We start from the raw sequence: 13,577 nt of genomic DNA on the forward strand, positions 1-13,577 counted from the left end.
GGCCGGCGCAGCGGGCGGGCCTCAGGGCGTGTAGATGATGTCCCAGAGGCGGGCGGTCATGTCCGTGCTGGTGGTGGCGAGCAGCAGGCCGAACGGGGCGAAGGCGCAGCTCATCACGGTGCTGCTGTGGCCGGTGAGGGTGGCGATCGCCGCGCCGGTCGAGACGTCCCACAGCAGGGCCGTGTCGTCGGTGCTGGCCGTCGCCAGCAGCCGGCCGTCGGGGGAGAACGCGCAGCTCTGGGCCGAGCCGGGCAGGGTCGCGACGGTGCTGCCGCTGCCCGCGTCGGTCAGCCGGGTGCCCTCGTTGCCGGCGGTCGCCAGCAGGCTGCCGTCGGGGGAGAACGCGCAGCCGCCGGCGAAGTTCGTGTGACCCGGCAGGCTCATGAGGGCCTCCCCGACGGAGACGTCCCACAGCAGCGTGGACTCGGCGCCCGCGGAGACCAGCAGCCGGCCGTCGGGGGAGAACGCGCAGCCGTAGACCGTGCCGCGGTGGCCGTTGAGGGTGGCGATGTTCTTGCCGGTCGACGAGCCCCACAGTCGCACGGTGCGGTCGGTGCCGGTGGTGGCCACCAGGCTGCCGTCGGGGGAGAACGCGCAGCCGTAGACGGGCCCGCGGTGCCCGGTCAGCGTCACCGTCTGCCGGCCGGAGGCGACGTCCCAGATCCGGGCGGTCTTGTCGCTGCCGGTGGTGGCCAGCAGCTTGCCGTCGGGGGAGAACGCGCAGCCGTGCACGACCAGGCTCTTACGCCCGCTCAGCGTCAGCGACGTGCGGCCGGTCGCCACGTCCCACAGCCGGGTGCCGTCCTTGCTGGTGGTGGCGAGCAGCGCGCCGTCGGGGGAGAAGGCGGCGGAGGTGACGTCGCGTTCGTGGCCCTTGAGCGTGGCCCGCGCGGTGACCTCCACGCGCAGCGACGGGCGGCTGCTGCGTTCGAAGCCGCGCAGGTCCGCGGCGCCCGCCGACCCCAGCGGCGCCGGCCCCGAGGGCAGGGTGGTCGCGAGCCAGTCGGCGTCGCGGACCGGCGTGCCCGGCTCGGCATGGGTGTGGATGAGGCTGCCCGGCGCCTCGACGGCCAGGTCGAACAGGGAACCGTCGGTCAGCCGGACGCGGGCCAGCACGGCGCCGGCGTCGAAGCGTTCGCCCGGTTCGACCAGCCAGCGGACCATCGTCGCCCGCCCGCCGGGGATGTCCCACCGGGCCGGCTGCTCCACGGGGTTCGGCCGCGCGGCGGTGGTCCGCCGGGTCGACACCGACGACGCCCAGGCCGCCGCGCCCAGCACCACCGCGAGCTCCGGGTCGACCGGGGAGAACAGCTGCTGGCCGGGCCAGTCGGTGCCGACCCCGAGCCGTCCCTCCAGGACGTCGGTCACCACCGGGATGCGTGAGCTGCCGCCGACGAGGAGCACCCCGCCGAGCTTGTCCGGCCCGTACCCGGCGTTCTCCAGCAGATGCTGGCAGCAGGCCATCGTGCGCGCCAGGGTCGGCGAGGCGAGCTGGGTGAACCTCTCGCGCTGCATGCTGACCAGCAGGCCGGCCGGGCTGAACACGTCCTCGACGACGGCGATGTCGGTCAGCTGGTGCTTGACCGCGCGGGCGAAGTCGAGCAGCTCGTGGCGGGTGCGGCTGGCCGTGGTCTGGTACATGTCGCCGGGGCCCGCCGGGTTGAGCAGCGGCTCCAGCCCCGGGCCGTAGAGACCGAGGATCTCGTCGAAGAGGATCTGGTCGAGGTCGCGCCCGCCGCAGTCGTGCAGCGCCGCGTGCGCGATCATCTCGTGCCGGCCGTTCTCGCCGACCGAGACCAGCGCCCCCTCGAACGTCCCGCCGCCGAGGTCGTAGACGAGCATCAGCGAACCGGGCTCCGGCTCGGTGCCGACCAGCGGCGACCAGGCCGCGGCGACCGGTTCGGCGAGCAGGTCCACGTCGACGAAGCCGGCGGCCTCCGCCGCCGAGATCATGACCCGGCGCAGCGGGCCGGCCGGGTCGTAGCTCGCCGGCACGGTGACGACGGCCCGGGTCAACGACTGCCCGCCGAGCTGCTGCTCCGCCTCCGCCTTCAGGGCGCCGAGCACGGCGGTGACCAGCACGTGCGTGGGATAGCCGCGGCCATCCAGGGGGACGGCGCCGTCGCGGGCCAGGTCGCGCTTGATCTCGCCGCGGTAGGCGGCGGGCCAGATCCGCTTGCGGCGTTCGGCGAGGGTACCGACGATCAGGTTGCCGCCGTCGGCGAACACCGACGCCGGCCAGCTCACGGAGCCGCTGGCGGGTTCCCGGACCGGTTCGATGCGGCCTTCGACGGCAAGAGCCGCCCGGGCACTGCAGGTACCGTAGTCGATCGCGAGGATCGGCTCGCCCACGGCACCCCCTGTCCACGACTCCGGTGGGCAGATCGTAGCGGCGCCGACCGGAGCACCGACGACACCCTCGCCAAACGGCAGGATAACGGGACCGACCGTCCGTATACGGTCGCCGCCCGTGGTTGCGCCGTGCCGTGGAGCGTCGGGCACCGAGTGGCCCCTCCGTGGCCGGGGCAGGGCGGCGCTGGCGTGGTCGACGAGCGGCGGACTGCCGGCCTCCCCCGAAAGGCCGGCAGTCCGCGGAACCACGCCGGTGCGCCCCCGATGCGGCACCTGGCCGTCTCGTCCCCCCGACGAACTGGCCTGACCCGTCGCACCGGCGTGGTCCCTGGACTCATCGTGCGGGATGCCCGCGGTGCATACCATCCCCGATTCTTCGGGGGAAAACGGTCGGCGCAGGCCGTCGAAGTCTGGTTTTCCCGCTGGTTTTTCCCGCTGGTTTTTCCCGGTCGTCACCGGCCCGGTCGGGACAACCACCGGGCGGGGTGCCAGGCAGGCCGGCGCAGCTCCAGAGCAGCGCCGCTCAGCGCCGAGATCTGCCGCGCGACCAGCCGACCGAGGTCGGCGGCGAGGCCGTCCGGCAGCGCCGAACCCTCGCCAGGGACGGCCTGTATCCGCGCCACCACGGGTCCGAACTGGAGAACGCTCACGTGCCCGGCGCTCGGGGTGTCGCGGACGACGTGCAGCCGGACCTGCCCCGAGCCCCTCCCGCCCGTACTCGGCCCGGCGTCACCCAAGCCGGCCACCGCCGGGCCGTCGCCCCCGCGTAACCAGAGCGGGTCGTCTGCCGTACCCGCGAGCGGCGGGGTGGTCGGTGGTCCGAGCAGCTCCCGGGCGAGCTCGCCGGCCCGGCGTGGGCTCGGCAGCAGCCAGCGCGTGTCGTCGAGCCGGTAGAGCTCCGCGTCGGGCGCACCCAGCCAGATGGCCTGGCCCTGGTGCACCGTCCGGCCTCCGGACGGCGGGGCCGCGGCGTCGGGCGGCCTGATCTGGCACATTCCGGGCGGCAGCGCCGCCGCGTCGAGGAAGGCGGCGAGGAACACCGCACGCAGTCGATCCGCCCGCGTCCGATCCCCCTCCTCGTCGCCGCCACCCATCCTGACGAGGGTGTGGGCGCAGGAGACGGCGGGCAATCCCACGAAAACCGGGGGACGCGGCAGAGACTGACGGTTCGGGCGGGGGAGAGGTCGAGCTGAGAGGTCGAGCTCAGTCGAAGCCGAGCTCGCGGGCCCAGAGCGCGGCGGCGGCGCTCGGGGGGATCGTCGGCGGGGCGTCGGGATGGCTCGCGATGTACTTGGCCCGCACCGTGCGCAGGTAGTCGGCGACGACGCTGGTCTTGACGTTCATCGCCCGGGCCGCCTCCTTGTGGGACAGCCCCCGGCACCCGACGAGGACCATCACCTCGGCCTCCCGCGGTGAGGGCCGGTGCAGGCGGCGCCGGCGGCGGGCGGCGTCGAAGATCCGGGCGAGCAGGCCGTGCGCGTCGGGCGCCGCGAGTCCCCACTCGGCGCACAGCTCGTCGAGATGATCCCCCTGGGCGAGGGCGCGCAGCAGGTTGCGTTCGTCGGTGCCGATCTCGCCGCGCGACAGCGGCCGGCGCTGCGCGTCCTCCAGCAGGAAGCCGGCGAGGCGGGCGGAGACGTGGTAGCTGCCCGCGGCCACGGCGGTGACCGCAGCCACGAACTGCTGCGCCGGCGCCGTCTTGTCGACGAACCCGCGGGCCTGCGCGGCAATCGCGTCGAGGACCTCGTCGGGCGTCGCCACCCCGGACGTCGTCAGGACGGGCAGGCCGCGCGCGTGCAGGTCGGCCACGGCCGCGGCGCCGGAGATCCCGGGCAGATGCAGGTCGCAGACGACGACGCCGGGCGCGGCGTCGCGGTCGAACGCCTCCAGGCTCGGGGCCGGCGCGAGGACCGAGAACCCGGCGCCGGCGAAGCGGGCGGCCAGCGACTCGGTGGCGATGGGATGGTCATCGATGATCGCCACCGAGACCGGCCGGCGCTCGGCGCTCACCGCGGGCCCGTCTGCCAGGGCGCAGCCGAGGACGGTGCCTCGCCGTCGGGCGCGTCGGACGGTGTGGTGCCGTCCGACGGTGTGGTGCCGTCGGGTGGTGTGGTGCCGTCGGGCGGCGTGGACGGGGCCGGCCAGCGCAGCGTCACCTTGACGCCATCGCCCGGCCGGGCGGTGACGAGCGCCTGTCCGCCGTGCCGGCGCAGGGCCTGGTAGCTGCCGCTCAACCCGCCGCCCGGGCGGACCGTCGCCGGGTCGAACCCGACGCCCCGGTCGCGGACGACCACGAGTACCGCGTCGGCGTCGCCCTCGACGAACAGGCTGACCTCGTCCACTCCGCCGGCGTGCCGCACGACGTTGCGCAGCGCCTCCCGGGTCGCGGCGACCAGCGCCTCGCGCACCGGCACGGGCGGCTCGCCCTGGATCGCCACGAAGGGGACGAGCGCGAGGCCCTCGTCGGCGAACGCGTCGACGACCGCGGACATCATCGCCTCGAACCCGGTCTCACCCGGCTCGGGCAGGCCGTCGCCGCCGTTGCCGTTGCCGTCGCCGTCGAGGACCCGCGGGTCCAGCCCGCGCGGGTCCATGATGATGCGCCGGGCCCGCTGCGCCCCGCGGCGGGCCTCCCGCACCAACGCGGGGGAGGGCAGGCCGCCGCCGGCGACGTGATCGACGATGGGCAGCAGGTAGTCGTGGATCTCCCGGTGGGTGATCTCGCGCTGGCGCAGGCTCTCGGCCTCCCGTTCCTGCTCGACGGCGAGCCGGCCGGCGGCCCTGGCGGCGTCCTGGGCGGCGGCGGTCGCCGCGGACAGCGTCCGCAGCTCGCGGGCGATGAGCATCGCGACGACGTACCACAGGGCGAAGCCCAACAGGTCCGAGCCGAGCTTGAGGGAGACGTCCGGCAGTACCGCCAGGCTCCACGCCGTCATCAGGATGACCACCGCGAACACGGCGAGCAGCCCGAGCCCCAGGCCGAACCCGACGCCGGCCGAGGCCACCAGGCTGAACGGCACCAGTTCGGTCATCAGCTTGTTGCGCTCGTGCGCCTGCGCCGCGCGGGAGCCGACCAGCATCAGCGCCACGCAGAAGGCAACGTCGGTGAGCACCAGCCGCTGGGAGAGCCGGCCCGGCCCGTGCCAGGCCCGCCAGGCGAACCAGCTCGCCTCGCCGGCCGCGGCGACCACGATCAGCACGGCGAGCCAGGGGTGACGCAGCCGGTCCCACCCGAACAGCGGGATGACCACGAACGTGGCGCACGCGGCCCGCGCATACCCGACCATCCGCGACATGCGCTGCTCGGTGCGGTGGACGATGGCCCAGGGCGAACCCGCGGAACCGTCCAACCCGGTCATAGGTCGCAACGGTAGTGATCGAGCGGTGGCACGGCCACCCCCCGCGTCTGATCCGGTCGTCTGCGGTGTGCGTCGGGCCTTCCGTGGGAACCGCCACGAGATGGAGACCATCTGCCTCATCCCTGCTCCGGGGTCGGGTCAGGGCGCGGAGGGGGGCAGCGCGGTCCTGCCGCCGCCCGGCCCGGGCCCGCTTCCGACGCCTCCGGACCCCGTCCCGCCGACGCCCGTCCCCGATCCGGTGCCGCCGGGCCCCGGGCCGGATCCCGTCCCACCGGGCCCCGGGCCGGATCCGGTGCCGCCCGGCCCCGGGCCGGATCCCGTCCCTCCCGGCCCGGGGCCCGATCCCGTTCCGCCGGGCCCCGGCCTCGATCCGCAGCCCGGCCCGGGGCCGGTGCCGCCCCCGCTCTGACCGTGCGCCGGTCGTGACCACGTTCTCGCCGTGACCACGTGCCCGCTGTGACCACGTGCCCGCTGTGACCACGTGCCCGCTGTGACCACGTGCCCGCTGTGACCACGGGCTGGCCGTGACCACGGGCTGGCCGTGGCCACGCCAGGAGTTGGCCGTGCGGTATGGGGCGGGGAGACGCGAAGGCTGGTGGCGGAGCGGGTACACCCAGGTCATGACGCACCGACCCGAGGGCATCCCCGCCCCCAACCTGGCCGACGACGACCTCGTCCGCGAGCTGCGGCACCTCCACCGCACCAGGCACGACGCCTTCATCGCCGGCAGCGAGGACGCGTTCGAGACCCACACGGCGCGCATGTTGGAGCTCGAACGCGAGTACCTGCGCCGCTTCCCGCAGGCCGCCAGCCCCGATCCACGGCGCACCCGGGCCGGCCGGCGCCGCGCCGCCGGCGTCGCGGGCTGAGCTGGTCGGCTGGCGTCACGGCGCAGTCATGGGCGCCCGGGCTGACCGGCCGGCGTCGCGGAGAGGTGGGCTACCCGCCGATCCTTTCTGTCACCGGTCGCGTGCGTAGCCGTGCCGAGGTCTGGGCACGCTTTTGACGCTCAAAACCGTGCCCAGACCTCGGCACGATGTGTCCGCAATCTGGCCGAGATGGCGACGGGCGGTCGCGCCGCGCCTGAGAGGGACCCACGTGGAACGCGCACCGGCTAGGCGCCGGTCAGGGTGTCGACGTAGATGTCGAACAGGGCGTCCGCGTCCGGCGCGAGGTAGGCGTGGCCGCCGGTGGCCCCGGCCAGGCGTTGCAGGCTGGCGAGATCCGCGCCGGGATCGCAGCCGATCACGATGAGCTGGACGGGCCGGTGCGGATCTGCGGCGGCCCGCAGCGCGGAGACAGCCTGGTCGAGCGTGGGCTCGGCACTCGCCGTCGCGCGCCGCCCCGGCTGCTCCCCGTCGGGGTGATCGTCGCCGCCGGTGTCCGCGTCACCGTCGGTGAACAGGACGACCCGGTTGAGCCGATCAGCGGCGTACCGGTCGGTCAGCTCGCGCACGGCCGCGACGGCGGTCGAGTACAGGTCGGTGCTGCCGCCGGGCTTCAGGGCCGCCAGCGAGGCGGTCAGGTCGTCGCGCTGGGTGCCGGCGTGGCCCGCGCCGGCGTGGCCCGCAGCGTTCAGCCGGGCGAGCGGGGCGAGCTCCCGGTGGCCGTCGGGCAGTTCGGCGGAGGACTGCCAGAGGCCGACCTGGCTGTCCGGTGCGAACAGCCGCAGGCCGGTCATCGCCGCGTCCGTGGCCGCCTGGAGGCGGGTGCGACCGGCGTCGCTCGTCAGCGGCAGCGCCATGGAGCCGGAGGTGTCGAGCACGGCGAGGGTGGCCCCGCGTTCACGGCTGTGCCGGAAGAAGCGGCGCGCGGTTCCGAGCACGCTGTCCGAGGCGTCCGTACTGGCGAGCTTCGGCGGGGTGGAACGCACGCCGTCGGTCGCGTTGAGCGTCGCCGCCAGCCCGCCCGGATCGTCGCGGCCTGCCAGCTCCGCGGGGGTGCGGAAGCCGGCCGCGGTCAGGGCTCGCCGCCCGGCGTCGCCGCGCAGGTAGGCGGCGAAGGCGTCCGCCGCGGCGTGCCTGGGCGCCGAATCCGTCGTCCGCTTCAGGACGATGTAGGGCACCGTCGCCGTGAACGCGCCGTCGGCGGGATAGGAGGCGACGAGGGTCGTCGCGGACAGGGGGCCCGTCCGCGCCGTCAGCGTCCGGTTGTAGGCGATGACGTCGGACTCCAGGGCGGGGAAGGCCGACGGCGCGCTGCCGGCGGCGCCGTTCTCCGTACCGCCGTCGCGGACCGAGTCGAACAGCTGGTGGTCGTACTGCGGCAGCCAGTCGATCGAGCGCTCCAGGTGCAGCACCGTGGCCTGGGCCGCGCGGTCCTGGTCGAAGGTGCCCGGTGTCATGTCCGCGGGGGCCAACCGCCGCGCCGCGCCGACCGTGCCGATGACCGCCCGCAGCGCCGCCGCCGAGTTCTCGGGGTTGGCCATGGCGAGCCGGAACTCGCCCCAGCGGGGCTCCCCGCGGTCCGGCCAGAAGGCCGTCCTGTCCGCATCGGCCGCGAGATCGGCCCAGGTCAGGTGATGTTCCGGCCAGCCGAGCCGCTGTGCCATCAGCCGGGGCATGGCGATGACGACGGGGGAGCCGGCGATCGTCGTCGCCCGCGCCGGCAACTGCTGCGCCGCGGTATTCGACTCCTGCCCCAGCTCCAGCCAGTCCGCCGACTCGGGGATCCACACGTCCGGAACGGTCGAACCGGGCGTGGTCGCCCGCGACAACGCGTCGAGTGCCCGGTCGGACGGCGTGGCGGACACGTCGAAGGTCACGCAGGGCCCGTCCTGGTCGGAGTGCGCCCGGCTGAACTCGGCGGCCAGCCGGCTGATCGGCGCGGCCAGGGTCGGGGCTGTGGTGATCGTCAGCGTGGTCCGGGTGGTGCCGTCGGCGCACTCCTCCGGCGAGCCGCCGTGCCAGACGGAGGCCGCCGCGAACCCGATGCCGGTGACCGTGAGACCGCCGAGGACGAGCAGGGCGGCACTGCTGACCGCGCCGAGACCGATCCCGCGGGCCCGCCAGCCCCGGCGCCGCCCGTCCGGGCCGACCCGTCCCGGCCGCGCGGACCGTCCGACTCGTCCGGGCCGTCCGGGCCCTTCCGGCCGTCCGGGCCGTTCCGGCTGTTCGGACCGCTCAGGCCCGGTGAACCGCCCGCGCGCTGACCTGCGGACACGCCGGTCAGGCGGGTCAGGCCGGTCAGGCCGGCGCGGCCGGGCGCCGTGACTGCCTCCACCTGGGGACCGATGACGGGCGCCGGACACACAGACGTCCTTTCACGGGAGGCGCCGTGCCTGTTCCGAACCCGCCGCCACCACGATGATGTGACTACTTCTCCCGCCGAGCCCACCGCGCAACGGTCGACCGCGCTCCCCGCCGTCCCCCGCCGATTCGGGAATCGGGAGCGTTGTGCCTCGTATCGGTTTTCGTGCCGCCGATACTGCCCAGCCGCGGGCCGGTCGTCAGCTCATCTTGGAATGCCGGGGCTCGGCGTTGTTCCTCCGTTTCCTACGTCGTCGGCATGGTGTCCTACCAGCCCCGATGTTCGCTCTACGGCGGACGGCCGCGGCTCAGGCGTCGGCGGCCACGAGATCGGCGTAGGCCGGATGGCGTTCGATGAACGCGCGGATGTAGGGGCACTGCGGGACCACGGCGAGGCCCTGCCGGCGAACATCGTCCAGTGCCGCGGTGGCGAGGGTGGAACCCACCCCCTGGCCGGAGAACTCCGGACTCACCTCGGTGTGGATGAAGACGATCCGATCCGGCCGCTTCTGGTACTGCACGAAACCGGCGATCTCGCCGGCGGGCGTGATCGCCTCGTAGCGGAAGCGTGCGGGATTATCGGTGACAGACAGGTCCATGGGGGCATCCTCCTCGATGCCGGCGAGGTCGGCAGGGGTGTCGGCGTCCGCGGGGGTGCCGAGGCCGTCGCAGGCGACCCGGCCGACGGCGTCGGGATGGGCGCGCAGCCAGGCCCGCGCGCCGACCTCCCCGCGGGCGAGGCCGGCGACGTCGGCCCAGATCGCCCGGCGCAGCAGGACGGGATGGCCCGGCTGGCCGCGGTAGGTGGCGGTCAGCGCCGCGTATCGCCGGTACGCCCCGGCCGGCGCGGCGGCGTCGACCAGGCGGCGGACCGCCGCCGCGGTCAGGCCGGGCTGGTCGACCAGCGTCACGACCGCGGCCTGGGCGCCGGTGCCGCCGAGAGCGTCGAGCCCGGCTCGCAGGGAGGCGCCGATCCCCTCGGCCCAGCCCTGCGCCCGCACCAGCCGCGGCTCCGCCCACCCGAGACGCCCCGTCGCCTCGCCGCCCGCCCCGCCGGCACGCTGCTGGGCCCGCCCCACGGAGTCGCCCGCCCCGCGGTACGCGGCGGCAGCGGTGAGGGCCGCGGCGACCTCGTCCGCGGCGGCGCCGACGACGACCACGACCGGCGAGCAGGCGCCGGCGGCGAGCATCCGGACCCCCCGCGCGGCGAGGGTCTCACCGCCGAACTCGACCAGCGCCTTGGCGCGCCCCATCCGCCGCCCCGCCCCGGCCGCCAGCAGCAGGCCGGCGACCGTGGGCGGGCCGGCATCCTCGGGCGGGGGCGTGTCCGGTGCGTCGTCCATCGGGGTCAGGCATACCCCACCGGGTGGGGTGTGCCGGTCAGTCGCCGGGGCCCAGGACCAGGCGGGGACGGATCCGGCGCTGGAGGAAGTCGAGGATCCGCACGTCGAAGACGGCGTTGTCGTCGCCGGCGACCATGTGATGCGCCCCGGCGACGTCGCAGTACTCCGCGTGCGGGGCGAGGTCGAGAAACCGGCGGGCGTCGTCCTCGCCGAGCACGTCGGACTGGCCGCCCCGCACGAGCATGGTCGGGATCCGCAGCCTCGTCACGATGGCGGATAGCTCCTCCAGCGGCGTGCGCAGCCGCAGCCGCGGGTCGTGGCCCTCGGGCGGGAAGACGAACGCCGGGTCCCAGTGCCAGTACCAGCGGCCGTCGGCGAAGCGCAGGTTCTTGCGCAGCCCGGCCGGGTCGCGGGGGCGCTCCCGGTGCGGCAGGTAGGCGGCGACCGCGTCGGCGGCGTCCTCGACGGAGGCGAAGCCGTCCGGCGCGGCCCGCATGAAGTCCATGATCCGTCCGGTGCCCCGGGGCTGCAGGAACGGCGACACGTCGACGAGGACCAGGCCGCGCGCGACGTCGGGGTCGCGGCCGACGGCGGCGAGGGAGGCGATGCCGCCCAGCGAGGCGCCGATGAGCACCGGCGGCCGGCCGAGGGCGCGGCGCAGGGCGAGCACGTCGTCGGCGAAGGCGTCGAGCGCGTAGTCGCCCTCGGGGGACCAGCCGGAGTCGCCGTGGCCGCGCAGGTCCACCGTGAGGGTGTACCAGCCGTCCGCACCGAGCCGGCGGGCGGTGCGCCGCCAGGAGTGACGGGTCTGGCCGCCACCGTGGAGTAACACCACCGGAGGATCGGTGTCGTCGCCGTAGGCGTCCGCGGCGAGGGTCAGCCCGCCGCTGGGGATGCGCAGGGACGGGCCAGAGGTCGCCGAGGCCAGCTGTCCACTGTCGGAGTTCGTAGGCACGTAGGTCAGTATGAGCACACTCTTCGCCCGCGCGCCCCCGTGCCGCGACCGTCCCGGGCCCGCGCCGCGGCCAGCCCGCGCCGGACGACGCAGGTCAGGCGGTGGGTGCCGGGCGGCGGTGCTCAGACCTTGGTCGACTCCGCCGGCTTGCGCTCCGGCCGCCAGGCGGTCACCAGCAGCAGGGCAGCCCCGCCCACGCCGAGCAGGATCGCGATCAGGCCGCCGGCCCAGCCGTCGAGTTCGATGCCGATCGCGTGGTCCAGCGACGCCTTGCCGGGGCCGAGGATGCCGATCGCCGCGCAGACGGCCGCGATCATCAGGACGTACTCGTAACCCTGGCCCGGCTTGAAGATGAAGAAGCCGTTGGTGCGGTGCGCCGTGATGCCCGCGACGACCATCGTGCCGATGATGCCGCCGGCACTGAACGGCGTGAGGAAGCCGAAGACCAGCCCGAATCCCGCGGCGAGCTCGACGAGCCCGGAGGTCCAGGCGTGCACGATGCCCGGACGCAGACCCATGCTCTGGAACCAGCCGGCCGTGCCCTTGATCCCGCCAGGCCCCCAGACGTGGTTGTAGCCGTGGGCGACCAGAGTGAGACCCACGATGACCCGGAGCACCAGGGCCGCGGTGTCAGGCGATGTCACGTGTCTCCTCCTCGGGACGGGCTGCCTGCGTGGACGGCGTGGCGTACACCGCTGCCGCAGCGCAGACAGTATCGGGTTGACGGCGAAGACACGCTAATTGCACTAAGTTTGATCTACTGACGGGTTCGCCCTACCGACGGGTTCGCCCTACCGACGGGTTCGCCCTACCGACGGGTTCGCCCTATTGGCGGGTTCGCCCTACCGGCCGGGCCTGTGGGGGCTGGCCGGGCTTCAGGGCTGGCCGGCCAGCCTGGACGGTCCGGGGGCGAATCGCGGGGTACCCGGTCGACCCGGACCCCGTCGGTCGAGCCGAGCGCTCCGACGGCCGCGATCGTGCGTTGCCAGGAGGCGGCCAGCCGGGCCTGATCCCGCGCGGGCGCGCCGGGGTCGTCCAGCCGGTCCGCGATCGGCCAGGCCGCGGCGCCGGAGGGATCCGCCCAGGTCGGCGTGTAGGTGAGGCCGGCCACCGTCCAGCCCAGGGCCGTCCGCCGGACCTGGATGGAGAGCAGCACGCCGTCGAGGCCCGGGGCGGGCGACCCGCCGTCCGCAGAGCCGTCCGCAGAGCCGTCCGCAGAGCCGTCCGCAGAGCCGTCCGCAGAGCGGTCCGCCGTGGCGTCCCCGCGGTCGCCGGAGGCCGGTGCACCGATCAGGGTGCCCAGGTCGTAGGCGACGTAGCGGCCGGCGATCCGCTCGATCGGCAGCGGGGTCCCGCCGCCGGTGCCGAGGATCAGGTCCACGTCGGACGAGGTGAGCAGCGCGCGGGCCAGATCCCGTTGGTGCGGCGTCACGGCCTGCTGGCCGGGCTGGCCCCAGGCGAGCTGCGCGACGACGAGATCGGCGCCGTCGGAGCGGGCGCGGGCGGCGTCCTGGCCGATCCGCTCGGCGGTGAGAGCGGTCTGGGCGGACGTGCCGGCGGGGTCGAGGGAGGAGACGGGGTCGAGGTAGGAGAGCAGGGCGACCCGCGTTCCCCGGACCGTCTCCGTCCCGATCGGCCCCCGGGCGCCTGCGACCGCCGGGACGGAGGCGGCGATGCCCGCCTGGTCGAGGGCCGCGTCGGTGCGCGTGCGCGCCGGGCTGCCGGGCGGTCCGACACCGCCGGTGTCGCACCGGTCGAAACCTGCGCCGGCGAGGGCGACGGCGGCGCCATCCGCGCCGTCTGACCGGCGATCCGGGGCGGCGAGGGACGTCGCGAGGGGCGCGACCAGCCGGCAGAGAGCGAGATCGGCCGCGGTGCCGTAGCCGCGCAGCGGTGACACGGCCGCCTGTGGGTCGACCGCCCGGGACAGGTCGATCTCGCCCGCCGCGACGACGGTGATGGCCGTGGCCTCGGGACCGAACGAGGCACGGGCACCCTTCGGCCGGGTCTGGCTCGGCCGAACATCGTGCGGCGGGCCCCCACCGCTCGGGTCACGATCGGCGGGCAGGTCGGGGCCGGCGGCGTGCGTACCGCCGTCGGGCTCACCGCGGTCGGGACGGCCCGCTGGGATGGAACTGGCGGGCCGGGCGGCCTCGCGCCCGTGGAGCGGGGACGAGGCGGTGATGCCGACGGTGCCGACCGCGAGACCGGCGAGCCCGACGACAGCGAGTCGCCGAAGTGCGGACAGGCCCGTGTGCGGGGCGCCAGGTGATCGGGGGCGACGCCGCGCGTCGGGCCGACGGAGTCGCAGCATCGTCCT

At 75.2% G+C, this 13,577-nt stretch carries 10 protein-coding genes; 1 reads left to right on the plus strand and 9 read right to left on the minus strand.

From position 1 onward, the window contains the following. Nucleotides 1-21: 21 nt before the first annotated feature. The 4 genes from FRAAL_RS03020 to FRAAL_RS03035 all read right to left on the minus strand — a co-directional run bounded on the left by FRAAL_RS03020 (nucleotide 22) and on the right by FRAAL_RS03035 (nucleotide 5,711). Nucleotides 22-2,352 carry an Hsp70 family protein gene (locus FRAAL_RS03020; RefSeq protein WP_041938749.1) on the minus strand — a complete coding sequence of 777 codons (2,331 nt, stop codon included), beginning with the start codon at nucleotides 2,350-2,352 and terminating at the stop codon, nucleotides 22-24. A gap of 452 nt (nucleotides 2,353-2,804) precedes the next feature. Beyond that, nucleotides 2,805-3,488: a hypothetical protein gene (locus tag FRAAL_RS03025; RefSeq protein WP_011601942.1), complete on the minus strand. Its 684-nt coding sequence runs from the start codon at nucleotides 3,486-3,488 to the stop codon at nucleotides 2,805-2,807. Nucleotides 3,489-3,555: 67 nt separating this feature from the next. Continuing rightward, nucleotides 3,556-4,362 carry a response regulator gene (locus FRAAL_RS03030; RefSeq protein ID WP_011601943.1) on the minus strand — a complete coding sequence of 269 codons (807 nt, stop codon included), beginning with the start codon at nucleotides 4,360-4,362 and terminating at the stop codon, nucleotides 3,556-3,558. After that, nucleotides 4,359-5,711, minus strand: coding sequence for a sensor histidine kinase (locus tag FRAAL_RS03035; RefSeq protein ID WP_231861480.1), 1,353 nt, complete (start codon nucleotides 5,709-5,711; stop codon nucleotides 4,359-4,361). The genes FRAAL_RS03030 and FRAAL_RS03035 overlap by 4 nt, the downstream gene beginning before the upstream one ends. Before the next feature lie 620 nt (nucleotides 5,712-6,331). Here FRAAL_RS03035 and FRAAL_RS03040 point away from each other — a divergent pair. After that, nucleotides 6,332-6,580, plus strand: a complete 249-nt coding sequence (locus tag FRAAL_RS03040; RefSeq protein WP_011601946.1) for a DUF6158 family protein — start codon at nucleotides 6,332-6,334, stop codon at nucleotides 6,578-6,580. 245 nt (nucleotides 6,581-6,825) lie between these two features. Here FRAAL_RS03040 and FRAAL_RS03045 read toward each other — a convergent pair whose 3' ends face one another. The 5 genes from FRAAL_RS03045 to FRAAL_RS03065 form a co-directional block, all read right to left on the minus strand. Continuing rightward, nucleotides 6,826-8,961 (minus strand): substrate-binding and vWA domain-containing protein, encoded by a 2,136-nt coding sequence (locus tag FRAAL_RS03045; RefSeq protein ID WP_011601947.1) that lies wholly within the window; start codon nucleotides 8,959-8,961, stop codon nucleotides 6,826-6,828. Between the two features lie 306 nt (nucleotides 8,962-9,267). Beyond that, nucleotides 9,268-10,302, minus strand: a complete 1,035-nt coding sequence (locus FRAAL_RS03050; protein WP_011601949.1) for a GNAT family N-acetyltransferase — start codon at nucleotides 10,300-10,302, stop codon at nucleotides 9,268-9,270. A gap of 37 nt (nucleotides 10,303-10,339) precedes the next feature. Continuing rightward, nucleotides 10,340-11,257: an alpha/beta fold hydrolase gene (locus FRAAL_RS03055; RefSeq protein ID WP_231861481.1), complete on the minus strand. Its 918-nt coding sequence runs from the start codon at nucleotides 11,255-11,257 to the stop codon at nucleotides 10,340-10,342. Between the two features lie 122 nt (nucleotides 11,258-11,379). Then, the gene (locus tag FRAAL_RS03060; protein ID WP_011601951.1) at nucleotides 11,380-11,901 is read right to left on the minus strand and encodes a DoxX family protein; all 522 of its coding nucleotides are present in this window, start codon (nucleotides 11,899-11,901) and stop codon (nucleotides 11,380-11,382) included. Nucleotides 11,902-12,065: 164 nt separating this feature from the next. Continuing rightward, entirely contained in the window at nucleotides 12,066-13,571 is a 1,506-nt protein-coding gene (locus FRAAL_RS03065) for a CapA family protein (protein ID WP_011601952.1), read from the minus strand. Nucleotides 13,572-13,577 lie beyond the last annotated feature (6 nt).

It is taken from the genome of Frankia alni ACN14a, from assembly GCF_000058485.1.
In the GTDB taxonomy this organism is placed as follows: Bacteria; Actinomycetota; Actinomycetes; order Frankiales; family Frankiaceae; genus Frankia; species Frankia alni.

Coding starts and splice junctions, on each gene's coding strand:
- FRAAL_RS03065 (WP_011601952.1), bottom strand. CDS start 13,571: ATGCTGCGACTCCGTCGGCCCGACGCGCGGCGTCGCCCCCGATCACCT.
- FRAAL_RS03050 (WP_011601949.1), bottom strand. CDS start 10,302: ATGGACGACGCACCGGACACGCCCCCGCCCGAGGATGCCGGCCCGCCC.
- FRAAL_RS03040 (WP_011601946.1), top strand. CDS start 6,332: ATGACGCACCGACCCGAGGGCATCCCCGCCCCCAACCTGGCCGACGAC.
- FRAAL_RS03035 (WP_231861480.1), bottom strand. CDS start 5,711: ATGACCGGGTTGGACGGTTCCGCGGGTTCGCCCTGGGCCATCGTCCAC.